This is a genomic window from Streptomyces sp. V3I7 (assembly GCF_030817495.1).
In the GTDB taxonomy this organism is placed as follows: Bacteria; Actinomycetota; Actinomycetes; order Streptomycetales; family Streptomycetaceae; genus Streptomyces.
In genome coordinates, this window is the sequence record NZ_JAUSZK010000001.1 from 1405001 (window position 1) to 1425966 (window position 20966).

Here is a 20966-nt window from a genome sequence, read left to right on the forward strand (position 1 = left end):
GAGTTCTTCCCGCCGGCGCAGTACCGCGGCCTCAATCAGGTGGAGCTGAGCTTCGTGGCCGACGGCCAGGGCATGGACGTCGTCCTGGAGATGGACAAGAAGCCGGGTCTGTTCAGCGAGGGCAGCGACACGTTCCGCTCGTTCCATGTGGGCCTGCACGACTTCCACGGGACCGACTGGGCGGCGTACCTCAACCAGTGGCTGTCCGAGGTCGGCAGCAAGCGCAACTGGTTCTAGGGGTTCTAGGGGGTGTCTCGTCGATCAGGCCGGATCAGGGAGCGGCGTCTGGTGCCGTGCATCGCAAGGCGGAGGAGGGCGTCGATGCGTGGGGGTCCCCCCTGCTCGAGCGAAGCCGAGAGCTTGGGGGAATCGGCAACCGACGACAACGCAGCGAGGTGCGTGCCAGGCGTCGCGAGTCCGGCATGACCGACGAGACACCCCCTAGGCTCGGATCCATCTGCACGTAGCGATCAAGGAGGTACCGAGGTGTCCGAGCTCAAGCGGCGGCCGCTGCCCCATGACTTCCATCCGCCCGTGCCGTCGTTCACCGTGACGAGCGACGACATCGCGGACGGGGCGACCCTCAAGGACGCTCAGGTCCACTCCGGCGGCAACATCTCGCCGGAGCTGCGGTGGGAGGGCTTCCCGCCCGAGACCAAGAGCTTCGCCGTGACGTGCTTCGACCCGGACGCCCCGACGGGCAGCGGGTTCTGGCACTGGGTCGTGTTCGACATCCCGGCCACGGTGACCGAGCTGCCGGCGGGTGCGGGCAGCGGCTCCTTCGAGGGGCTGCCCAAGGGCGCGGTCCAGGTGCGGAACGACTACGGGACGAAGGACTTCGGCGGGGCCGCCCCGCCGCCCGGCGACGGCCCGCACCGGTACGTCTTCACGGTGTACGCGGTCGACAAGGAGAAGCTCGGCGTGGACTCCGACGCCTCTCCTGCCGTCGTCGGCTTCAATCTGCGGTTCCACACGATCGCCCGGGGCCAGCTCATCGGCGAGTACGAGAACCCCGCGCAGGGCTGACGCGCGGAGCACCACGTCGGCCGAGCGTTCACGGAACGTTTGCCCGCCCCAGGTCTTGGAAGTGATCTGGGGCGGGCATTTTTTATTGCGTTGTCCATCTCGGCGCGCCCGTCCAGAGTTGATCCACGCCCGCCGGGGGTGGGTGGCGCACAGAGGAGGTGGGCTGGATGCGGGACACGTTGGTGCTGAACGCGAGCTTCGAGCCGCTGTCGACGGTGACGCTGAACCGTGCCGTCGTGCTGGTGCTCCAGGACAAGGCGGTCGTCGAGCAGGCCCACCCCGAGCTGCGCATGCGCGGTGCCGAGGTGGACATACCCGCGCCCCGGGTGATCAGGCTGTGCAGGTACGTGCGGGTGCCGTTCCGAAGACAAGCCCCGTGGTCGAGGCGGGGGGTGCTGGTCCGGGACCGGCACCGGTGCGCGTACTGCGGGCGGCGGGCGACGACGGTGGACCACGTGGTGCCGCGGGCGCAGGGCGGCTCCGACACATGGCTGAACACGGTGGCCTCGTGCGCCGAGGACAATCACCGCAAGGCCGACCGGACGCCCGAGCAGGCGGGGATGCCGTTGCTGCGGCTGCCGTTCGAGCCAACGCCGCAGGACGCGATGCTGCTGGCCCTCGGCCAGGACGATCTGGCGGCGCTGCCACAGTGGCTGACGCAGTCGGCGGCCTAACCGATCATGAGAGAGGGGCTCACCTTCCCAGGAAGGTGAGCCCCTCTCGTACGTCGTGAACGGTACGTCAGTCGATCTGCGGCTTCTCGCGGCGCTCGGTGGCGCCGCCGCCGTTGCCGGAGGTGCCGTTGCCGCCGCTCGGGCCACCGCCGGTCAGGTTGCCGAAGTTGCCCATGGCGCCCGACAGGCCCTTGAGGGCGTCGCCGATCTCGCTGGGGACGATCCAGAGCTTGTTGGCGTCGCCCTCGGCGATCTTCGGGAGCATCTGGAGGTACTGGTAGCTGAGCAGCTTCTGGTCCGGGTCGCCGGCGTGGATGGCCTCGAAGACCGTACGGACGGCCTGGGCCTCGCCCTCGGCGCGCAGGGCGGCGGCCTTGGCCTCACCCTCGGCGCGCAGGATCTGGGACTGCTTCTCACCCTCGGCGCGCAGGATCTCCGACTGGCGGACACCTTCGGCCTGGAGGATCGCGGCGCGCTTGTCACGGTCGGCGCGCATCTGCTTCTCCATCGAGTCCTGGATGGAGGTGGGCGGCTCGATGGCCTTGAGCTCGACGCGGTTGACGCGGATGCCCCACTTGCCGGTGGCCTCGTCGAGGACGCCGCGCAGCGCCGCGTTGATCTCCTCGCGGGAGGTGAGCGTGCGCTCCAGGTCCATGCCGCCGATGATGTTGCGGAGCGTGGTGACGGTGAGCTGTTCGATCGCCTGGATGTAGCTGGCGACCTCGTAGGTGGCGGCCCGCGCGTCGGTCACCTGGTAGTAGATGACGGTGTCGATGTTGACCACCAGGTTGTCCTGGGTGATCACGGGCTGCGGCGGGAACGGCACGACCTGCTCGCGCAGGTCGATGCGGTTGCGGATGGTGTCGATGAACGGGACCACGATGTTGAGTCCCGCGTTGAGTGTCCGCGTGTAGCGGCCGAAGCGCTCCACGATGGCGGCGCTGGCCTGTGGGATGACCTGGATCGTCTTGATCAGGGCGATGAAGACCAACACCACCAGAATGATCAGGACGATGATGACCGGTTCCATCGTCGTTCCCCGTACCCTTCTTCGCCTCGGAGCTTTCGGCAGATCTTATGGTTGTCGAAGATCTTGCTGCTCGAGTCTGACAGACCGTCGTACAACTCGGGGAGTGTTCGGCGCAGTTGATTCACACGAGGTCAGATCACGATCGCCGTGGCCCCCTCGATGTCGACGACGTCCACTTCCTGGCCCACGTCGTAGGCGCGGCCGGTGTCGAGGGCGCGGGCGGACCAGACCTCGCCGGCGAGCTTGATGCGCCCGCCGGCGCCGTCGACCCGTTCGAGTACGACGGCCTGCCTGCCCTTCAAGGCGTCGACGCCCGTGGCGAGTCGGGGCCGCTGGTCGCGGTGCCGGGACGCGATGGGCCGTACGACAGCGATGAGGGCGACCGACACGACCACGAAGACGATCACCTGGAGCACGACGCCGAGGCCGAGGCCTGCGACGCCCGCGGCGGCCAGGGCGCCGACCGCGAGCATGCCGAACTCCGGCATCGCGGTCACCACGAGGGGGATTCCCAGCGCGACCGCGCCGACGAGCCACCACACCCATGCGTCGATGTCGTTCACACGGTCATGGTAGGGGCGCGGTCGCGGGGCCGACAGGGTGCGAAGGGGGCTGCTCAGGACATCGAGCAGGACTTGGTTCAGGAGTGGGCTCAGGAGTGGGCTCAGGGGTGGCTCAGGACATCGGGAGGCCGTGGGCGGTCCAGCGGTCGCCGACCTGCTCGACGACGAGCGGGAGGCCGAAGCAACGGGAGAGGTTGCGGGAGGTGAGCTCCAGCTCCAGCGGGCCCGCGGCGAGGACCTTGCCCTGCCGGATCATGAGGACGTGGGTGAAGCCGGGGGCGATCTCCTCGACATGGTGGGTGACCATGATCATCGAGGGGGCGATCGGGTCGCGGGCGAGCCGGCCGAGGCGGCGGACCAGGTCCTCGCGGCCGCCGAGGTCGAGGCCGGCGGCGGGCTCGTCGAGGAGGAGCAGCTCGGGGTCGGCCATGAGGGCGCGGGCGATGAGGGTCCGCTTGCGCTCGCCCTCGGAGAGGGTGCCGAACTTCCGGTTCAGGAACTCGTTCATGCCGAGGCGGTCGAGGAAGGCGCGGGCGCGCTGCTCGTCGATGTCCTCGTAGTTCTCGTGCCAGTGCGCGGTCATGCCGTACGCGGCGGTGAGCACGGTCTCGAGGACGGTCTGGTTCTTGGGGAGCTTCTCGGCCATCGCGATGCCGGCCACGCCGATGCGGGGGCGCAGCTCGAACACGTCGGTGCCGGGCTTGCCGAGGGTCTCGCCCAGGATGGAGACGGTGCCCTCGGTGGGGAAGACGTAACTGGAGGCGACGTTCAGGAGGGTCGTCTTGCCGGCGCCGTTGGGGCCGAGGATGGCCCAGCGCTCGCCCTCCTTCACCGACCAGGAGACCTGGTCCACCAGAGCCCGGCCCTCCCGGACCACGGATACGTCCTGAAGCTCCAGTACATCGCTCATGAGCGTGTTGTCTCCCCTTGCAGTGGTGGCCGGTCTCGGCTCGTGCATACGCCTGTGGGCTCGGTCTGCCGCCCTCGGTGGGCGCAGCCCCCACACGAAATCTACGCCACCGGTACCACAGTCCATTCCCTCGGTCCGGTCCTTAGGGTGGAGCCATGCTCTCGGAACCGCGTTCAGGACGCCTCGCCGCATGGGGAAATGCCCTTTTGGCCGGACTTGTCGCACCGGATGACGCCGCGCTCGCCATCGTCGGCGAGGACGCGGTGCATCGTGTGGAGGGGCTGCCGGGTGAGTCGGCGCCGGTCGGGCTCACGCTCGCCCTGGGCCGGCTGCGGTCGCTGGGCGCGAGCGGGCTGCGGGTGGCGCTTCCCGCGCCCGGGCATCCACTGGGGCTGTGCGGGCCGCCGGAGTTCAACGCGCGGGCGCTGGAGGCCGAGGAGGCGGTGCTCTGCCACGGCGCCGCGTTCGGGCTCGTGCCCGAGGTGTACGAGGCCGGGCCCGCCGGTGATGTGCATGCCGAGGTCGTCTGGCACTGCCTGCCGGTGCGGGAGGCGCCGCCCGCCGATGTGCCGTCCCTGGGTGAGGCGGAGCGGGAGCTGGCGGAGGCTCTGCGGGAGGCGACCGAGGTGCTCGCGCGGCTGGACGTGGCCGGGTCGGGGCCGGTCGCGGAGGCGGCGATCGACGCGTACCGGGCGCGAGTCGATGGGGCGGCGCGTAGCGCCTCGTTGAGGGGTGGTGGTCGGGCGACGGGCGGGAGTGGGCGCGAGGTGCTGGCCCCGGGGTATCCGCCGCGGGCGGTACGGGTGTTGGAGCTGGCGCAGCGGGTGGGGCTGCTGATCTCGCTCGCGTACGACAACGGGCACGGGGGTGCGGTGAGCGCGTCGGAGATGGCGGCTCGGGCGGCGGCGCTGCGGCCGGTGGAGCGGACGGCTCGGCGGGCGCTCGTCGCGACGTACAACTCCGTTGTGGAGGAGCGGGAGCGTGGGTTGCGGTGACGTTGGGGCTGCCGCCCCCAGGCCCCCGCTTTCGGCCTGAACGGCCTCGTCCTCGAACGCCGGACGGGCTGAGTGGTGCCCCTCCCGAATGAAGCGGGAGGCCGGGACCGGGCGTCAGTGGTTGTGGCCGACGTTGCCGAAGGCGGGGTTCAGGACGCCGATGACGTTGACGCTGTTGCCGACCGCGTTCACGGGGATGTGGATCGGGGCCTGGACGAGGTTGCCCGAGACGACACCCGGAGAGTGCTTGGCCTCGCCGTGGGCCCAGGAGCCGCCGTTGGTGGCGGAGGCCATGCCCGCGCCGGCCGCCACCAGGCCACCGGCCACCATCGTCACGGCCGCTGCCTTCTTCAGGTTCTTCACTTCTCAAGCCCTCCCTTGGCGATCACCGCGGCGGGTGCCGCGGTACGCACTGGAGAACGCGGGGCGGCCCGAGAGGATGCGCCATACGGGTGACATTCCCACGACGGTATGAATCTCAGCCTGGAACGGGACCTTCCGTATTGCCGTATGACAGGACGATTCAGCCGGCAACGCCATGGCGTACGGCCCACAGCGCGGCCTGGGTGCGGTCGGACAGGTCGAGTTTCATGAGGATGTTGGAGACGTGCGTCTTGACGGTCTTCTCGGAGAGGACCAGGGCGCGGGCGATCTCGCGGTTGGACCGGCCGTCGGCTATCAGTCCGAGCACCTCGCGCTCCCGTTCGGTGAGGGAGCCTCCTCTGCCCTGGCCGGTGCCCGTCTCCTCCTGGGTCAGGAGTGCCTGCGCCACCTCGGGCTGGAGCAGGACGTGGCCGGCGTGGACCGAGCGGATGGCGGCGGCGAGGGCGTCGGGATCCACGTCCTTGTAGACGTACCCGGCGGCGCCCGCGCGCAGGGCGGGCACCACCGTGCGCTGCTCGGTGAAGCTGGTGACGATCAACACGCGTGCGGGGTTGTCGAGTTCGCGCAGTCTGCGCAGCGCGTCGATGCCGTCCATGCTCGGCATCTTGACGTCCATGAGGACGATGTCGGGCCGCAACTCCTCGGCGCGGGCGACTCCTTCGGCGCCGTCGGGGGCCTCGCCCACGACCTCGATGTCGTCCTGCACCTCCAGGAAGGTGCGCAGGCCCCGGCGGACGACCTGGTGGTCGTCGACGAGCAGCACCTTGATCGCGTCAGCCACCGGGAACCTCCATCTCGATCGTGGTGCCCTTGCCGGGCGCCGACTCCACGGTCAGCGTGCCGCCGACCCCGCTCGTCCGGTCGCGCATGGAGACCAGGCCCAGATGGCGGCCGGCGCTGCGGACCGACTGCGGGTCGAAGCCCTTGCCGTCGTCGGTGACGCGCAGGACGGCGCCGGAGCCGTGTCTGCCGAGCGTGACGTCCACGTGCTCGGCCCCGGAGTGGCGCAGTGCGTTGTGCAGGGCTTCCTGGGCGACGCGCAGCATGGCCTCCTCCTGGGCGGCGGGCAGGGCGCGGAAGCCGGTGCCGGTGAAGGTCACGCGCGCGGTGTGGGCGCGGTCGAGAACCTGGATCTGGGTGCGCAGGGTGGCGACCAGTCCGTCCTCGTCGAGGGCGGTGGGGCGCAACTCGACGACAGCGGCGCGCAGTTCGTCCGCGGCCTCGGCGGCGAGGGCGGTCACCTGCTGCAACTCGCCCTTGGCGCGGGCGGGGTCGCGGTCGATCAGCGCCGTCGCGGCCTGGGCGGTCAGGCGCAGGGAGAACAGCTTCTGGCTGACCGCGTCGTGGAGTTCGTTGGCGAGGCGGGAGCGCTCCTCGGCGATGGTCAGCTCGCGGCTGCGTTCGTAGAGGCGGGCGTTGGTGAGGGCGATCGCGGCGTGCTGGGCGAGGATCGACAGCAGTTCCTCGTCCTCCTCGGTGAAGCCGCAGCCATCACAATCCTGCGCCGGGCGCAGCTTGTTGGCGAGGAACAGCGCGCCGATGATCTCGTCGCCGTCGCGGATCGGCAGGCCCAGGAAGTCGGACATCTCGGGGTGGGCGGCCGGCCAGCCCTCGAAGCGTGAGTCCTTGCGGACGTCGCAGAGGCGCTCGGCGCGGGCGTCGTGCAGCATCGCGGCGAGGATGCCGTGCTGGCGCGGGAGCGGGCCGATGGCCTTCCACTGCTCGTCGCTGACACCGTCGACCACGAACTGGGCGAAGCCGCCGTGATCGTCGGGGACGCCGAGGGCGGCGTACTGCGCGTCGAGCAGCTCGCGCGCGGAGGCGACGATCGTCTTGAGGACGTCGCGCACCTCCAGGTGCCTGCTCATGGCCAGCAGCGCGGAACTCACCGCGGCGAGGCCGGACCGGGGGCCTTGACTCATGTCCTCACGGTACCGGCGGGGTGTGACAGTGCGGATCGGCCTGGTGACGGCGGCGGCTGGGCCGGTGGACGTAGGTCCCGTGATCTAGGTCCGGTGATCTAGGTCCGGGCCCGGGCCGGCGGCGTAGGCCGAAGGGCCCTGCGCGGTTGCGGCCGGTGCCCGAGGCGTTCGGGATCGTCTCCTTCCTAGGTTGGGTGCGTCGCCGATCACAGGACGGCGCGGAAGAGGGGACGGTTGTCATGCCGGTAGCGATGATCACGGGGGCTTCGAAGGGGCTGGGGTTCGCGCTCGCCGAGGCGCTGGCCGTACGGGGGTGGGATCTGGTGCTGGACGCGCGGGACCCGATCCCGCTCGCGGAGTCGGCCGGGCTCGTCGCCTCGCACGGGAAGCGGGTGGTGGCGTGGCCGGGCGACGTGACGGATCCGGGGCACCGGGCGGCCCTGCTGGACGCCGCGCGCGAGCTGGGCGGTCTCGATCTGCTGGTGCACAACGCCAGCGCGCTGGGCGCGGAGCCGCTGGTGCCGCTGGCGGAGCTGCCCTTGGAAGGGCTGCGGCGCGCGCTGGAGGTGAACGTGGTGGCCGCGCTGGGCCTGGTCCAGGAGGCGCTGCCGCTGCTGCGGGAGTCGTCGGCGGGCACGGTGATCGCGGTCAGCTCGGACGCGGCGGTGGAGGCCTATCCGACGTGGGGCGGCTATGGGGCGTCGAAGGCGGCGCTGGACCAGCTGGCCGCGGTGCTCGCCGTGGAGGAGCCGGAGCTGCGGGTGTGGGCGGTCGACCCCGGGGACATGGCGACGGACCTGTACGCGGTGGCCGTACCGGACGACCACGCTCCGCGGCCCGCGCCGGAGAGCGTGGTGCCGGCGTTCCTGCGGCTCCTGGAGGAGCGCCCGGCCAGCGGCCGGTACGCGGCGCCCGCTCTGCTGGACGTGCGGTGACACCGGTCACGGGGGCCTCCAGGACCCCGCACGTCCGGGACTGGGACGGCCTTCCCGAGGAACTGTCCGCGCGCGTGCCCGTCGAGCAGCGCGGGACCGGGCTCGGCCGGGACGGCGTACGGCTGCTGGTGTCACGGGGCACCGACGTGACGCATCACGCGTTCACGGAGCTGCCGCGGCTGCTGCGGGCCGGGGACCTGCTGGTCGTGAACACCTCGCCGACGCTGGCCGCCGCGGTGGACGGAGAGGTGGAGGACACGACCGGGCACGCGCGCGTGGTGGTGCACTTCTCCACGCGCGGGGACGACGGCCGGTGGGCGGTGGAGCTCAGAAACCCTGACGGATGCGGTACAACGCGCGCGCGGGCGGGCGTGCGCGCGGAGACAGAGGTGTGGCTGCCCGGAGGCGGGCGGCTGGTGCTGGAGGCTCCGCTGAGTGCGCGGGGCGAGCGGTTGTGGTGGGCGCGGGTGTCCGGGGCGGAGGTCACGGAGCTGCTGCGGGAACACGGCCGCCCCATCCGCTACTCCTATACGGAGCGGGACCAGCCACTGTCCGCCTACCAGACGGTGTTCGCGCTCCCGTCGCCCGACGGGGCGGGCAGCGCGGAGATGCCCAGTGCCGCCCGGCCCTTCACCCCGCGGCTGGTGGCGGAGCTGGTGAGCCGGGGCGTGGGATTCGCGCCGATCACGCTGCACACCGGGGTGGCGTCGGCGGAGGCGCACGAGCCGCCGTATCCGGAGCGGTTCGTGGTGCCGGAGGCCTCGGCGCGGCTGGTGAACGCCGTCCGGGCGGCGCGCGGCGGCCGACGTCCCGGGGAGCGCGACGGGCGGGTCGTCGCCGTCGGGACGACGGCCGTACGGGCCCTGGAGTCGGCGGCGGGGCCGGATGGGGTGGTGCGGGCGGCCGCGGGGTGGACGGATCTCGTGGTGACGCCCGCGCGCGGGGTGCGCGTCGTGGACGGCCTGCTGACCGGGCTGCACGAGCCGGCGGCCTCGCATCTGCTGATGCTGGAGGCGATAGCGGGGAGCGCCGTGGTGGACCGCGGCTACGAGGAGGCGCTCCAGGCCTCCTATCTGTGGCACGAATTCGGGGACACGCACCTTCTTCTCCCCTAGGAGTTCCTCCCTGGAAGGGCCGTTCGCGGTCCCTGGGGAGGGCCCGGCGCGGACCGCCGAAAACCCGCTCACACAGGGCATTGCTCAAGCAACTCAGCGTGATTCGGAAGGGTGCCCCATGTGAGCCCGCACATAGGGCGCAGATCACGTACGAAGGAACATAGGAGACAAAGAGGACCGTTGCGAACGGGGCAAACCGCACCCTCTGTCCCGTTTTGCCCACCCTGATCCACTACCCAGGATCGTACGTCACACCTTTGCCAGGGCATTTTGCGACCGCTAAGAATTGCTGCTGTCGCTCAGCGCCGCGGGTTTGGACTCGCGGCGTTCTTGCGGGCCGGAACCGATTCCCCCGCCACGAGTGAGCGGCGTCCGCGCTATTCGAAGAGGTCCAACTGCCATGCCCAAGAACATGAGTATTCGTGCTCGCGGTCGACAGCTGACCAAGCAGCACAAGATCGCGATCGCCGGCGTCACCGCTCTCGGTGCCGCAGCCATCGCTGTCTCCGCGATTCCCAACAGCGCGGAAACCACCCACACCGCCGCGGCGCCCGCCGCGACGCACGTGGCCTACAGCTCCGAGAAGGTCCAGACCGTCAAGGGGACGGTCACCGACCAGCTCGCCACCGAGAACGTCAAGCTCGACGCGATCGCCGCGAAGATGAAGGTCCAGGCCGAGTCGCACGCCGAGGCCGCCAAGAAGGCCGCGCAGGAGCGCACGCACGAGGCCGCCAGCCGGTCCGCGTCGCGCCCGGAGGTCCAGCTGGTCTCCGCGAAGACGTACTCGAACAACCTGGACGGCTGGATCAACCAGGCGCTCGACATCATGCACGACAAGGGCATCCCGGGTTCGTACCACGGGCTGCACAAGAACATCATGCGTGAGTCCTCGGGCAACCCGAAGGCCATCAACGACTGGGACATCAACGCCATCAACGGCATCCCGTCGAAGGGCCTGCTCCAGGTGATCCCGCCGACGTTCAAGGCGTACCACGTCCAGGGCACGTCCTGGAACATCTACGACCCGGTCGCGAACATCACTGCCGCCGCCAACTACGCGGCCGACAAGTACGGTTCGATCGACAACGTCAACAGCGCGTACTGAGGTAGGCGCGGGCCTCAGGCGTGAACGCCGCAGGGCGGTACCCGGGACCCCCGGGTACCGCCCTCCGTTCACATCCCGGCCCAGGTCGTCTGTTCGTTCAGCAGCCGGCTTTTCAGCGGCCCCCTCGAAGGTCCCCGGAGCTGTTGGCACTGGGTGACGCGGGAGTCACGGTCTGGCACGGGAAGCTGGCGGATGACCAGCGGCAGCGGGGAGTAGCGGGAGTAGTCTGACGACGGTCGACCGGATCGTGTCCGGCGCGCAAGGTCCCGGACACCGGCCAAACACCCAGTGTTCCGTGTCCGTCAGACGGACCTCGCAGGCGCGAGGCACTCAGTGCCGGATACGGTGGATGCACCATGAGCGCTTCGCAGAGTTCCGAGAGCCCCACTCTCCTCGTCAAAATCTTCGGCAAGGACAGGCCGGGCATCACGGCCGGTCTCTTCGACACCCTTGCCGCCTACTACGTCGATGTCGTCGACATCGAGCAGGTCGTCACCCGCGGTCGGCTGGTCCTCTGCGCGCTCGTGACCCAGCCGCCCACCGGGCTGGAGGGCGATCTCCGGGCCACCGTGCACAGCTGGGCCGAGTCGATGAAGATGCAGGCGGAGATCATCTCCGGGCACGGCGACAACCGCCCGCGCGGTCTGGGACGTTCCCTGGTGACCGTCCTCGGCCACCCGCTCACCGCCGAGTCGACGGCCGCCATCACGGCCCGGATCACCAAGGTCGGCGGCAACATCGACCGTGTCTTCCGGCTCGCCAAGTACCCGGTCACGGCGGTCGAGTTCGCGGTGTCCGGCGTGGAGACCGAGCCCCTGCGCACCGCCCTGGCCTCCGACGCGAGCGCGCTCGGCGTCGATGTCGCGGTCGTGGCGGCGGGGCTGCACCGGCGGGCCCAGCGCCTGGTCGTCATGGACGTGGACTCCACCCTGATCCAGGACGAGGTGATCGAACTCTTCGCCGCCCACGCCGGCTGCGAGGACGAGGTCGCCGAGGTGACGGCGGCCGCGATGCGCGGGGAACTGGACTTCGAGCAGTCGCTGCACGCGCGCGTGGCCCTGCTGAAGGGGCTCGACGCCTCGGTCGTACAGAAGGTGCGCAGCGAGGTGCGGTTGACGCCGGGCGCGCGCACCCTGATCCGCACGCTGAAGCGGCTCGGTTACCAAGTCGGCGTCGTCTCGGGTGGGTTCACCCAGGTCACCGACGACCTGAAGGAGCGTCTGGGACTGGACTTCGCCCAGGCCAACACCCTGGAGATCGTCGACGGCAAGCTGACCGGCCGGGTCACCGGCGAGATCGTGGACCGGGCGGGCAAGGCACGGCTGCTGCGCCGGTTCGCCGCCGAGGCCGGGGTGCCGCTGTCCCAGACGGTGGCGATCGGCGACGGCGCCAACGACCTGGACATGCTGAACGCGGCCGGGCTGGGCGTCGCCTTCAACGCCAAGCCGGTCGTCCGCGAGGCCGCGCACACCGCGGTGAACTTCCCCTTCCTGGACACCGTCCTTTATCTGCTGGGCGTCACGCGCGAAGAGGTCGAGGCGGCGAACACGCACGACGAGAGCTGAGCGGCCCGGACACTTCCTGTCCGGCAAGCGCCTCCCGCTCACGGCAAGGGGCCCGGCACCGCATCGGTGCCGGGCCCCTTCGTGTCGCGTGGGGCAGGGGTCACTCGGACGGTGCCCAGTACTCGGTCAGCGTGGCCACGCCCGGCTCCACGTCCTTCCACGAGCCGGTGAAGGTCAGCACGGCGTAGGCCGCGGCGGGGAACCCGCGGCGTCGCATCCGCTCGTGGGCGTCGTCCTCGGCCGCGCCGGTCAGCACGTCGGCCAGGCCGTGCACCCCCGGGTTGTGGCCGATGAGGAGCACGCTCCGCACGTCGTCGGGGACCTCGTTGAGCACGGCGATCAGCTCGCCGGGCGAGGCGTCGTAGATCCGCTCCTCGTAGACGGTTTTCGGCCGGTGCGGGAACTCCTGGACGGCGAGCTTCCAGGTCTCGCGGGTCCGGGTCGCGGTCGAGCACAAGGCCAGGTCGAAGGGGATACCGAGGTCGGCCAGCTTGCGTCCGGCGACCGGGGCGTCCTTGCGGCCCCGCTCAGCGAGCGGCCGCTCGTGGTCGGTCACCTGCGGCCAGTCGGCTTTCGCATGCCGGAAGAGGACGATCTTGCGGGGTTCTGCGACGCTCATGGGTCCCAGCTTCGCATGAAACAGGCCATGGGGCGCAGGGAGTTGACATGCCGATTCACCGTTCGAAGGCCACCCCGCGCTAGCGCGCGATCAGCGGCAGCAGCTGCTCGAAGAGGTGGACGAGCGAGGGTGCGCCCGTGGCCGCCTGGGCCTCGGACGGGTTGAGTATCAGCCCGAGCAGGCAGGCGAAGGCGAGCGCCGGCAGGGCGAGGGCCCACCAGGGCAGCCGGGTCTCGGCGCCGCCCCGGGTCGCCGCCGGACGGGGCCGGGTGTGCGCATGGACCGACATGACCGCCTCCGCTGTCTCCGAGTGGTGCGCGCCCCGCGTCTCGCGGTGCGCATCTCGACGCTACGGAATCGGCTGCCGCCAACCCATCCGGTGATCCACCCACTTGACCCTGACACTCGCCCCCTAGGGGACAGGGGGGTCAGCCCTACCGCGGGTGTGGGTCAGGGGGCGGCGATCGTCGCGATGACGGCGATGACCACGAAGATGGCGAAGAACGCGCCGAGGACGATCAGCAGCTTCTTCTGGCCGTTCTGGGGGTTCGGTTCGAGCACGGGCATACGGCCAGTCTCCCACCCGCCGCCCGGACCGGATCCGCCGGGGCCGCGGGTCGCCCCTCGTCCCGAGCCGGCCCCTCGTCCCGAGTTGGCCCGCCGTCCCCGATCCAGCCCCTCGCCCCGAGCGGGCCCTGGCCCGTCAGGCCCGCGCCTCGTCCTCCACGGTGCGGTCGCGGCCCGCCAGGACGCCCACCGCCATCTGGGGCAGCATGAGGCAGGCCATGAGGGCGATCGGGACGCCCCAGCCGCCGGTGTGCTGGTAGAGGATGCCGACCAGGAGCGGTCCGGGGATGGAGATCAGATAGCCGGTGCTCTGCGCGAAGGCGGAGAGCTGGGCGACGCCCCCGCCGGTCCTGGCCCGCATGCCGACCATGGTGAGGGCGAGCGGGAAGGCGCAGTTGGAGACGCCGAGCAGCAGGGCCCAGGCCCAGGGGGCGGCCGCCGGGGCGAAGTACAGACCCGCGTAGCCGGAGAGGCCGCAGGCGCCCAGGACCAGCACGATCGGCCCCTGGTGGGGCAGCCGGGTGGCCAGGCGCGGAATGACGAAGGCCAGCGGTACGCCCATGACCATGGTGACGGCGAGGAGCAGTCCCGCCGTGCTCGCGGGGACGCCCGCGTCACGGAAGATCTGCGGCATCCAGCCCATGGTGATGTAGGCGGCGGTGGCCTGGAGTCCGAAGAAGACGGCGAGCGCCCAGGCGGTACGGCTCCGGGTGATCCGCAGCGGAGCGGGCCGCGGCTGGTCCCCCTCGTCCCGCACGGGCTCGTCGGCGGTGCCCTTCTGCCGTACGAGAGGCAGCCAGGGCAGGACCGCCACGGCGGCGAGGGCCGCCCATACGGCGAGGCCCGAGCGCCAATTGCCGCCGAGCGCGCCGGTCATGGGGACGGTCACCGCGGCGGCGGCCGAGGTGCCGAGGGCGAGAGCCATCGAGTACAGGCCGGTCATGGAGCCGACGCAGTCGGGGAACCAGCGCTTGACGATGACGGGCATCAGCACGTTGCTGACGGCGATGCCCATGAGTGCGAGCGCGCTGGCGGCCAGGAAGGCGGCGGTGCCGCCGGCGTACGGGCGTATGAGCACGCCGGCGGTGATGGCGGCCATGCCGGCGCACACCACGGCGGCCGGGCCGAAGCGGCGCGCGAGGCGGGGCGCCATGACGCCGAAGACGGCGAAGCACAACGGGGGCACGGACGTGAGGAGTCCGGCCACGCTGCCGCTCATGCCGAGCCCGTCGCGGACCTCTTCGAGGAGCGCGCCGAGGCTGGTGATGGCGGGGCGCAGGTTCAGCGCGGTCAGCACGATGCCGACGACGACCAGGCGCGTCGCCCACGCGCGCGCGGGCGGGGTGTGCCTCACGCGTTCACCCGTGGCCGCTGCCATGGCCGTAGCCGTGGATGTCGTACCCGATGAGCCCGATGAAGGACGCGCTGCCGTCCTGGTTTCCTCGCCTGCCATGCCGTCCATCATAGAATCATGGGATGATTGACTGTCCATCCCCGGGCCGGATCCGCCCGGCGCACGCGTGCGAAGGTGTGCCATGCCTTTGAGCCACCCCCGCCGTTCGGCACTGTCCGAGCAGGTCATCGCCGAGCTGCGGAACCAGATCACCTCGGGCGAGTGGCCGGTCGGATCACGCATCCCGACGGAGCCGGAGCTGGTCGAGCAGCTCGGCGTCGCCCGCAACACCGTGCGCGAGGCCGTCCGCGCGCTCGCGCACAACGGTCTGCTGGACATCCGCCAGGGTTCCGGCACCTACGTCGTGGCGACCAGCGAGCTGGCGGGCGTGATGCACCGCCGGTTCGCCGACGCCGACCCGCGCCACATCGCCGAGCTGCGCTCCACGCTGGAGTCGGCCGCTGCCAAGCTGGCCGCCGAGCGGCGCACCGAGAAGGACCTCAAGCAGCTCGACGCGCTCCTCCTGCGGCGCGAGCAGGCCTGGGACTCAGGGGACGCCGAGGACTTCGTGACCGCCGACGCGACCTTCCATCTCGCGGTGGTGGCCGCCTCGCACAACGACGTCATGACCGCGATGTACGCCGACCTCGGCGAGGTGCTGCGGGAGTGGCTGCGCGCCGACGTCGGCACGCGGCTGACCCCGGAGACGCACATGGACCACACGCGGCTCGTCGACGCGATCCGCGCGGGCGACGCCGAGGCGGCGGCCACCGAGGCCGCGAGCTACCCGTTCCTGTGCCGGCCGGGGCGGTTCAGCTCTCCTTCCCGTGGCTGACCCACGCCGAGCCGACCTCCTTCCAGCACCGGCCCGAGAGCCGTACGGTCGTCGCCGGTCCGGCGTCGACCGGGTCGGTATCGGTGTCCAGGTCCCACCATCGGGCGCACTCGATGTGCAGACTCACGCGATCGGTGCCGACATAGGGGTTGTGGCAGTAGGCCACCACGTGCGAGCCGTCGACGGCCGTACGGCACTCGGCCCCGAACAGGTGCGGGGCGGAGTCGGTCCTCACGCGCGCGTGGGGCAGCGCCTCGTAGGGCAGGAAGAGCACGAGCGCGGCGGCCGCGGTCACTGAGGCCAGGCTCTGGAACAGGCGCACAAGGGGAACCTCCTCGGCCGTGCTGGGGAGGGAACGCACGCGGTGAACCCGCATCTCAGAGTGCGCCATCAGGGCACGATCACGCCCGGCCGGTGGGCCGAACGGGTGACATCGCCGCTCCATTGGGCCATCAGTGCACACACGCCGAGGCCCGCACCCGGAAGGGGGCGCGGGCCTCGGCGGTCACTCGGCCGGTGATGTCGATCAGGCGCCGACGGCGTGCAGGCCGCCGTCCACGTGGACGATCTCGCCGGTGGTCTTCGGGAACCAGTCGCTCAGCAGGGCGACGACGCCGCGGCCGGCCGGCTCCGGGTCCTTGAGGTCCCACTCCAGTGGCGCGCGGTTGTCCCACACGGACGCGAGCTCCGCGAAGCCGGGGATGGACTTGGCGGCCATGGAGCCGAGCGGGCCCGCCGAGATGAGGTTGCAGCGGATGTTCTGCTTGCCCAGGTCGCGCGCCATGTAACGGTTGGTGGCCTCCAGGGCGGCCTTGGCCGGGCCCATCCAGTCGTACTGGGGCCAGGCGTACTGCGCGTCGAAGGTGAGGCCGACGACCGAGCCGCCGTTCTGCATCAGCGGCAGGCAGGCCATGGTCAGCGACTTCAGGGAGAACGCCGAGACGTGCATGGCCGTGGCGACCGACTCGAACGGGGTGTTCAGGAAGTTGCCGCCGAGCGCGTCCTGCGGCGCGAAGCCGATGGAGTGCACGACGCCGTCGAGACCGCCCAGCTCCTCGCCGACGACGTCGGCCAGGCGCGCGAGGTGCTCCTCGTTGGTGACGTCGAGCTCGATGACCTTGGTGGGCTTCGGCAGCTTCTTGGCGATGCGCTCGGTCAGCGTGGGCCGCGGGAACGCGGTGAGGATGATCTCGGCACCCTGCTCCTGGGCCAGCTTGGCGGTGTGGAAGGCGATGGATGCCTCCGTCAGCACACCGGTGATCAGGATGCGCTTGCCCTCGAGAATTCCGCTCATGGTGATCAGTGACCCATTCCCAGTCCGCCGTCAACGGGGATGACGGCTCCAGTGATGTACGAGGCGTCGTCCGAGGCGAGGAACCGCACCGTCGCGGCGACCTCCTCGGCCTGCGCGTAACGGCCGAGCGGCACCTGCGACACGATGCCCGCGCGCTGCTCGTCGGTGAGCGCCTGGGTCATGTCGGTGTCGACGAAACCGGGCGCGACGACGTTGAAGGTGATGTTGCGCGAGCCGAGCTCCCGCGCGAGCGAGCGCGCGAAGCCGACCAGGGCGGCCTTGGAGGCGGCGTAGTTCGCCTGCCCCGCCGAGCCGAGCAGGCCGACGACCGAGGAGATCAGGACGACGCGGCCCTTCTTGGCGCGCAGCATGCCGCGGTTGGCGCGCTTGACGACGCGGAAGGTGCCGGTGAGGTTGGTGTCGACGACCGAGGTGAAGTCCTCCTCGGACATGCGCATCAGCAGCTGGTCCTTGGTGATGCCGGCGTTGGCGATCAGGACCTCGACCGGGCCGTGCTCGGCCTCGATCTCCTTGTAGGCCTGCTCCACCTGCTCGGGGTCGGTGATGTCGCACTTGACGGCCAGGCAGCCGAGTTCCGTCAGGGCGGCCGGCGGCTCACCCGAGCGGTACGTGATGGCGACCTTGTCGCCGGCGTCGGCGAACGCGCGGGCGATGGCGAGGCCGATGCCCCGGTTGCCTCCGGTGACGAGAACCGAGCGGCTCAACGGATCACCCTTTCGATAGCGGTTTGCAACAGTCCGACAACCCGCCCGAACACCTGGATGACAGGCGGCTTCACCGAAAACCTATCGGTCCGGGCGCATCGACGGGCAATCGGTCACCGACAGTGGCTCCCCTTCACTCCTGTCGGGTTCCTACAGTGTGCGCGTCCGTACGTTCCGCTCCCGCCGCCGGGCCGGCACGGTCCCGCCGCCCCTCGGGAACGGCACGGCGGACGTGCGAAGTCGCCGCACTGGCCCGGGGGTTGGCCCCGCGCTCGCCCCTGGGGGCGCCGGTGGGCCATGATTCACTGCCTGCGACGGCCATCGCCGGAGAGCACCTCGTCGAAGGGACCCCACCCGTGCCCCATGAAGTCGATCAGTCGTTCCTGGCACTTCCCCTACGCGCCCTGGCCGACGCCGCGCTCGCCCGCGCGCGGGCGCTGGGGGCCGAGCACGCGGACTTCCGGTTCGAGCGGGTGCGCAGCGCGTCCTGGCGGCTGCGGGACGCAAGGCCGGCCGGGTCCTCCGACACCACCGACCTCGGGTACGCGGTTCGGGTCGTGCACGGCGGGACCTGGGGCTTCGCCTCCGGCGTCGACCTGACGATGGACGCGGCCGCCAAGGTCGCCTCGCAGGCCGTGGCGATGGCGAAGCTCTCCGCCCAGGTGCTCAGGGCCGCCGGGTCGGAGGAGCACGTGGAGCTGGCCGCCGAGCCGGTGCACGCCGAGAAGACATGGGTGTCGTCGTACGAGATCGATCCCTTCTCCGTGCCCGACGCGGAGAAGACGGCGCTGCTGGCCGACTGGAGCGGGCGGCTGCTGGCGGCGCGCGGGGTCAACCACGTCGACGCGTCGCTGCTCACCGTGCACGAGAACAAGTTCTACGCGGACACCGCGGGCACCGTGACCACCCAGCAGCGGGTGCGGGTGCATCCGCAGCTGACGGCGGTGTCGGTGGACGAGTCCAGCGGCGAGTTCGACTCGATGCGGACGATCGCGCCGCCGGTCGGGCGCGGCTGGGAGTACCTGACCGGCACCGGCTGGGACTGGGACGACGAGCTGGCACGGATCCCGGGGCTGCTCGCGGAGAAGATGCGCGCGCCGAGCGTGGATGCGGGCCTCTACGACCTGGTCGTCGACCCGTCCAACCTGTGGCTGACCATCCACGAGTCCATCGGGCACGCCACCGAGCTGGACCGCGCCCTCGGCTACGAGGCGGCCTACGCCGGCACCTCCTTCGCCACCTTCGACCAGCTCGGCAAGCTGAAGTACGGCTCCGAGCTGATGAACGTCACCGGTGACCGCACCGCCGAGCACGGCCTGGCGACCGTCGGCTACGACGACGAGGGCGTCGAGGCGCAGTCCTGGGACCTGGTGAAGGACGGCACGCTGGTCGGCTACCAGCTGGATCGCAGGATCGCGAGGCTGACCGGGTTCGAGCGGTCCAACGGGTGCGCGTTCGCCGACTCCCCCGCGCACGTGCCCGTGCAGCGCATGGCCAACGTCTCGCTCCGCCCGGACCCGGCGGGGCTGTCGACGCAGGATCTGATCGGGGGCGTGGACCGCGGCATCTACGTCGTCGGCGACCGCTCGTGGTCCATCGACATGCAGCGCTACAACTTCCAGTTCACCGGGCAGCGCTTCTTCCGGATCGAGAACGGCCGGATCGCCGGCCAGTTGCGGGACGTGGCCTACCAGGCGACGACCACCGACTTCTGGGGTTCGATGGCGGCCGTCGGCGGCCCGCAGACGTACGTCCTGGGCGGCGCCTTCAACTGCGGCAAGGCCCAGCCGGGCCAGGTGGCCGCCGTCTCCCACGGCTGCCCCTCCGCCCTCTTCCGGAGCGTCAACATTCTGAACACCACGCAGGAGGCCGGTCGATGAGCGCCCGTACGAGCAAGCCGCACGAGATCGTCGAGCGTGCGCTGGAGCTGTCGCGGGCGGACGGGTGCGTCGTCATCGCCGACGAGCACTCCACCGCCAACCTGCGCTGGGCGGGCAACGCGCTGACGACCAACGGCGTCACGCGCGGGCGCACGCTCACGGTGATCGCCACGGTGGACGGCAAGCAGGGCACGGCGGCCGGGGTGGTGTCCCGCTCGGCCGTGACCGCGGAGGAACTGGAGCCGCTGGTGCGGGCCGCCGAGGACGCCGCGCGCGAGGCCGGACCCGCCGAGGACGCCCAGCCGCTGGTGAGCGGGGTGCCGCAGTCCCCCGGTTTCACGGACGCGCCCGCCGAGACCTCCTCCGCGGTGTTCGCCGACTTCGCCCCGGCGCTCGGCGAGGCGTTCGCCCGCGCGCGCGGGGGCGGCCGCGAGCTGTACGGCTTCGCCAACCACGAGCTCGTCTCCACCTACCTGGGCACGTCGACGGGGCTGCGCCTCAGGCACGACCAGCCCACCGGCACGCTGGAGCTCAACGCCAAGTCCCCGGACCGTACGCGCTCGGCGTGGGCGGGCCGCTCCACGCGGGACTTCAAGGACGTCGACCCGACCGCGCTGGACGCCGAGCTGGCCGTACGGCTGGGCTGGGCCGAACGGCGCGTGGAGCTGCCCGCGGGCCGCTACGAGACGCTGCTGCCGCCGAGCGCGGTGGCGGACCTGCTGATCTACCAGCTGTGGTCGGCGTCGGGCCGGGACGCGGTCGAGGGGCGGACGGTGTTCTCCAAGCCGGGCGGCGGCACGCGCGTCGGCGAGAAGCTGTCCGGGCTGCCGCTGACCCTGCGCAGCGACCCGGGCGAGCCGGGCCTGGAGTGCGAGCCGTTCGTCGTCGCGCACTCCTCCGGGGGCGATCAGTCGGTGTTCGACAACGGGCTGCCGGTCGCGGCCACGGAGTGGATCGGCCGCGGTGAGCTGAAGCACCTGATCACCACCCGGCACAGCGCCGCCCTGACCGGGCTGCCGGTGGCCCCGACCGCCGGGAACCTGATCCTGGACGGCGGCGACGACCGCTCCATGGAGGAGATGATCGCGGACACCGAGCGCGGGCTGCTGCTGACCTGCCTGTGGTACATCCGCGAGGTGGACCCGGCGACGCTGCTGCTGACGGGCCTCACCCGGGACGGCGTCTACCTCGTGGAGAACGGCGAGGTGACGGGCCAGGTCAACAACTTCCGGTTCAACGAGTCGCCGGTGGGTCTGCTGGGGCGGGCGACCGAGGCGGGGCGTACGGAGAAGACGCTGCCCAGGGAGTGGAGCGACTGGTTCACCAGGGCAGCGATGCCCGCGCTGCGCATCCCGGATTTCAATATGAGCTCTGTCAGTCAGGGCGTATAACCTCGTAGTCGGCTGTCACCCGACCGCCCGAAGATCAT

Annotated in this window: 24 protein-coding genes (1 of these 24 cut by a window edge); 11 read left to right on the plus strand and 13 right to left on the minus strand. The window is 71.0% G+C overall.

The features are described from left to right. From QFZ74_RS06685 to QFZ74_RS06695, 3 genes are all read left to right on the plus strand, one after another. Positions 1 to 237: the 3' end of a sporulation protein gene (locus tag QFZ74_RS06685; RefSeq protein WP_307619851.1), read on the plus strand. Its footprint begins 546 nt before the window's first position; 237 of the gene's 783 nt are visible here — the last part of the coding sequence; its start codon lies beyond the left edge, outside the window; its stop codon occupies positions 235 to 237. 249 nt (positions 238 to 486) lie between these two features. Further along, entirely contained in the window at positions 487 to 1026 is a 540-nt protein-coding gene (locus QFZ74_RS06690) for a YbhB/YbcL family Raf kinase inhibitor-like protein (protein ID WP_307619852.1), read from the plus strand. A 167-nt stretch (positions 1027 to 1193) separates the two neighbouring features. Beyond that, a complete protein-coding gene (locus tag QFZ74_RS06695) occupies positions 1194 to 1700 on the plus strand; it encodes an HNH endonuclease (RefSeq protein WP_307619853.1) in 507 nt (168 codons plus the stop codon). Between the two features lie 67 nt (positions 1701 to 1767). On the opposite strand, the gene QFZ74_RS06700 is transcribed toward QFZ74_RS06695, so the two are convergent. The 3 genes from QFZ74_RS06700 to QFZ74_RS06710 form a co-directional block, all read right to left on the minus strand. Further along, a complete protein-coding gene (locus QFZ74_RS06700) occupies positions 1768 to 2730 on the minus strand; it encodes an SPFH domain-containing protein (protein WP_307619854.1) in 963 nt (320 codons plus the stop codon). Positions 2731 to 2861: 131 nt separating this feature from the next. Beyond that, the gene (locus QFZ74_RS06705; RefSeq protein ID WP_307619855.1) at positions 2862 to 3293 is read right to left on the minus strand and encodes an NfeD family protein; all 432 of its coding nucleotides are present in this window, start codon (positions 3291 to 3293) and stop codon (positions 2862 to 2864) included. Positions 3294 to 3405: 112 nt separating this feature from the next. Then, a complete protein-coding gene (locus QFZ74_RS06710) occupies positions 3406 to 4203 on the minus strand; it encodes an ABC transporter ATP-binding protein (RefSeq protein WP_307619856.1) in 798 nt (265 codons plus the stop codon). A gap of 155 nt (positions 4204 to 4358) precedes the next feature. Here QFZ74_RS06710 and QFZ74_RS06715 point away from each other — a divergent pair, with 155 nt between their 5' ends. Continuing rightward, positions 4359 to 5198: a hypothetical protein gene (locus QFZ74_RS06715; RefSeq protein ID WP_307619857.1), complete on the plus strand. Its 840-nt coding sequence runs from the start codon at positions 4359 to 4361 to the stop codon at positions 5196 to 5198. A gap of 114 nt (positions 5199 to 5312) precedes the next feature. Here the strand turns inward: QFZ74_RS06715 and chpE are convergent, their stop codons facing one another. From chpE to QFZ74_RS06730, 3 genes are all read right to left on the minus strand, one after another. Continuing rightward, entirely contained in the window at positions 5313 to 5561 is a 249-nt protein-coding gene (gene chpE / locus QFZ74_RS06720; protein ID WP_307619858.1) for a chaplin ChpE, read from the minus strand. Between the two features lie 160 nt (positions 5562 to 5721). Beyond that, on the minus strand, positions 5722 to 6363 hold the full coding sequence (locus QFZ74_RS06725) for a response regulator transcription factor (RefSeq protein WP_307619859.1): 642 nt from the start codon (positions 6361 to 6363) through the stop codon (positions 5722 to 5724). After that, entirely contained in the window at positions 6356 to 7504 is a 1149-nt protein-coding gene (locus QFZ74_RS06730) for a GAF domain-containing sensor histidine kinase (protein ID WP_307619860.1), read from the minus strand. Before QFZ74_RS06730 ends, QFZ74_RS06725 begins: the two co-directional genes overlap by 8 nt. A 239-nt stretch (positions 7505 to 7743) precedes the next feature. On the opposite strand from QFZ74_RS06730, the gene QFZ74_RS06735 reads away from it, so the two are divergent. From QFZ74_RS06735 to serB, 4 genes are all read left to right on the plus strand, one after another. Beyond that, positions 7744 to 8439, plus strand: a complete 696-nt coding sequence (locus tag QFZ74_RS06735; protein WP_307619861.1) for an SDR family oxidoreductase — start codon at positions 7744 to 7746, stop codon at positions 8437 to 8439. After that, positions 8436 to 9554 (plus strand): S-adenosylmethionine:tRNA ribosyltransferase-isomerase, encoded by a 1119-nt coding sequence (locus tag QFZ74_RS06740; protein WP_307619862.1) that lies wholly within the window; start codon positions 8436 to 8438, stop codon positions 9552 to 9554. The genes QFZ74_RS06735 and QFZ74_RS06740 overlap by 4 nt, the downstream gene beginning before the upstream one ends. 400 nt (positions 9555 to 9954) lie before the next feature. Continuing rightward, positions 9955 to 10659 carry a transglycosylase SLT domain-containing protein gene (locus QFZ74_RS06745; protein WP_307619863.1) on the plus strand — a complete coding sequence of 235 codons (705 nt, stop codon included), beginning with the start codon at positions 9955 to 9957 and terminating at the stop codon, positions 10657 to 10659. Between the two features lie 356 nt (positions 10660 to 11015). Further along, the gene (gene serB, locus QFZ74_RS06750; RefSeq protein WP_307619864.1) at positions 11016 to 12224 is read left to right on the plus strand and encodes a phosphoserine phosphatase SerB; all 1209 of its coding nucleotides are present in this window, start codon (positions 11016 to 11018) and stop codon (positions 12222 to 12224) included. Positions 12225 to 12324: 100 nt separating this feature from the next. Here the strand turns inward: serB and QFZ74_RS06755 are convergent, their stop codons facing one another. The 4 genes from QFZ74_RS06755 to QFZ74_RS06770 all read right to left on the minus strand — a co-directional run bounded on the left by QFZ74_RS06755 (position 12325) and on the right by QFZ74_RS06770 (position 14788). Further along, positions 12325 to 12843: a histidine phosphatase family protein gene (locus QFZ74_RS06755; RefSeq protein ID WP_307619865.1), complete on the minus strand. Its 519-nt coding sequence runs from the start codon at positions 12841 to 12843 to the stop codon at positions 12325 to 12327. Between the two features lie 79 nt (positions 12844 to 12922). Continuing rightward, positions 12923 to 13132 carry a hypothetical protein gene (locus QFZ74_RS06760; RefSeq protein ID WP_307619866.1) on the minus strand — a complete coding sequence of 70 codons (210 nt, stop codon included), beginning with the start codon at positions 13130 to 13132 and terminating at the stop codon, positions 12923 to 12925. 161 nt (positions 13133 to 13293) lie between these two features. After that, the gene (locus QFZ74_RS06765; protein WP_307619867.1) at positions 13294 to 13410 is read right to left on the minus strand and encodes an SGM_5486 family transporter-associated protein; all 117 of its coding nucleotides are present in this window, start codon (positions 13408 to 13410) and stop codon (positions 13294 to 13296) included. Between the two features lie 136 nt (positions 13411 to 13546). After that, a complete protein-coding gene (locus QFZ74_RS06770; RefSeq protein WP_373462353.1) occupies positions 13547 to 14788 on the minus strand; it encodes a CynX/NimT family MFS transporter in 1242 nt (413 codons plus the stop codon). A 157-nt stretch (positions 14789 to 14945) separates the two neighbouring features. Between QFZ74_RS06770 and QFZ74_RS06775 the strand changes: the two genes are divergently transcribed. Next, complete coding sequence (locus QFZ74_RS06775) at positions 14946 to 15638, plus strand: FadR/GntR family transcriptional regulator (RefSeq protein WP_307619869.1); 693 nt, start codon at positions 14946 to 14948, stop codon at positions 15636 to 15638. Here the strand turns inward: QFZ74_RS06775 and QFZ74_RS06780 are convergent. From QFZ74_RS06780 to fabG, 3 genes are all read right to left on the minus strand, one after another. Then, positions 15616 to 15960 (minus strand): hypothetical protein, encoded by a 345-nt coding sequence (locus tag QFZ74_RS06780; protein ID WP_307619870.1) that lies wholly within the window; start codon positions 15958 to 15960, stop codon positions 15616 to 15618. The two genes, QFZ74_RS06775 and QFZ74_RS06780, sit on opposite strands and share 23 nt — an antisense overlap. Before the next feature lie 204 nt (positions 15961 to 16164). Continuing rightward, a complete protein-coding gene (fabI, locus tag QFZ74_RS06785) occupies positions 16165 to 16932 on the minus strand; it encodes an enoyl-ACP reductase FabI (protein ID WP_307619871.1) in 768 nt (255 codons plus the stop codon). 5 nt (positions 16933 to 16937) lie between these two features. Beyond that, complete coding sequence (fabG, locus tag QFZ74_RS06790) at positions 16938 to 17657, minus strand: 3-oxoacyl-[acyl-carrier-protein] reductase (protein WP_307619872.1); 720 nt, start codon at positions 17655 to 17657, stop codon at positions 16938 to 16940. Between the two features lie 356 nt (positions 17658 to 18013). Here fabG and QFZ74_RS06795 point away from each other — a divergent pair, with 356 nt between their 5' ends. Both QFZ74_RS06795 and QFZ74_RS06800 read left to right on the plus strand, forming a co-directional pair. Further along, positions 18014 to 19537, plus strand: coding sequence for a TldD/PmbA family protein (locus QFZ74_RS06795; protein ID WP_307619873.1), 1524 nt, complete (start codon positions 18014 to 18016; stop codon positions 19535 to 19537). After that, positions 19534 to 20928 carry a metallopeptidase TldD-related protein gene (locus tag QFZ74_RS06800; RefSeq protein WP_307619874.1) on the plus strand — a complete coding sequence of 465 codons (1395 nt, stop codon included), beginning with the start codon at positions 19534 to 19536 and terminating at the stop codon, positions 20926 to 20928. The genes QFZ74_RS06795 and QFZ74_RS06800 overlap by 4 nt, the downstream gene beginning before the upstream one ends. Positions 20929 to 20966: the final 38 nt, after the last annotated feature.

Excerpts from the sequence above, each read along its gene's own strand:
- QFZ74_RS06800 (WP_307619874.1), top strand. The coding sequence starts at position 19,534 with ATGAGCGCCCGTACGAGCAAGCCGCACGAGATCGTCGAGCGTGCGCTG.
- fabI (WP_307619871.1), bottom strand. The coding sequence starts at position 16,932 with ATGAGCGGAATTCTCGAGGGCAAGCGCATCCTGATCACCGGTGTGCTG.
- QFZ74_RS06760 (WP_307619866.1), bottom strand. The coding sequence starts at position 13,132 with ATGTCGGTCCATGCGCACACCCGGCCCCGTCCGGCGGCGACCCGGGGC.
- QFZ74_RS06770 (WP_373462353.1), bottom strand. The coding sequence starts at position 14,788 with ATGGCAGCGGCCACGGGTGAACGCGTGAGGCACACCCCGCCCGCGCGC.
- serB (WP_307619864.1), top strand. The coding sequence starts at position 11,016 with ATGAGCGCTTCGCAGAGTTCCGAGAGCCCCACTCTCCTCGTCAAAATC.
- QFZ74_RS06735 (WP_307619861.1), top strand. The coding sequence starts at position 7,744 with ATGCCGGTAGCGATGATCACGGGGGCTTCGAAGGGGCTGGGGTTCGCG.
- QFZ74_RS06745 (WP_307619863.1), top strand. The coding sequence starts at position 9,955 with ATGCCCAAGAACATGAGTATTCGTGCTCGCGGTCGACAGCTGACCAAG.
- QFZ74_RS06710 (WP_307619856.1), bottom strand. The coding sequence starts at position 4,203 with ATGAGCGATGTACTGGAGCTTCAGGACGTATCCGTGGTCCGGGAGGGC.
- QFZ74_RS06715 (WP_307619857.1), top strand. The coding sequence starts at position 4,359 with ATGCTCTCGGAACCGCGTTCAGGACGCCTCGCCGCATGGGGAAATGCC.
- QFZ74_RS06755 (WP_307619865.1), bottom strand. The coding sequence starts at position 12,843 with ATGAGCGTCGCAGAACCCCGCAAGATCGTCCTCTTCCGGCATGCGAAA.
- QFZ74_RS06695 (WP_307619853.1), top strand. The coding sequence starts at position 1,194 with ATGCGGGACACGTTGGTGCTGAACGCGAGCTTCGAGCCGCTGTCGACG.
- QFZ74_RS06775 (WP_307619869.1), top strand. The coding sequence starts at position 14,946 with ATGCCTTTGAGCCACCCCCGCCGTTCGGCACTGTCCGAGCAGGTCATC.
- QFZ74_RS06700 (WP_307619854.1), bottom strand. The coding sequence starts at position 2,730 with ATGGAACCGGTCATCATCGTCCTGATCATTCTGGTGGTGTTGGTCTTC.
- QFZ74_RS06730 (WP_307619860.1), bottom strand. The coding sequence starts at position 7,504 with ATGAGTCAAGGCCCCCGGTCCGGCCTCGCCGCGGTGAGTTCCGCGCTG.
- QFZ74_RS06765 (WP_307619867.1), bottom strand. The coding sequence starts at position 13,410 with ATGCCCGTGCTCGAACCGAACCCCCAGAACGGCCAGAAGAAGCTGCTG.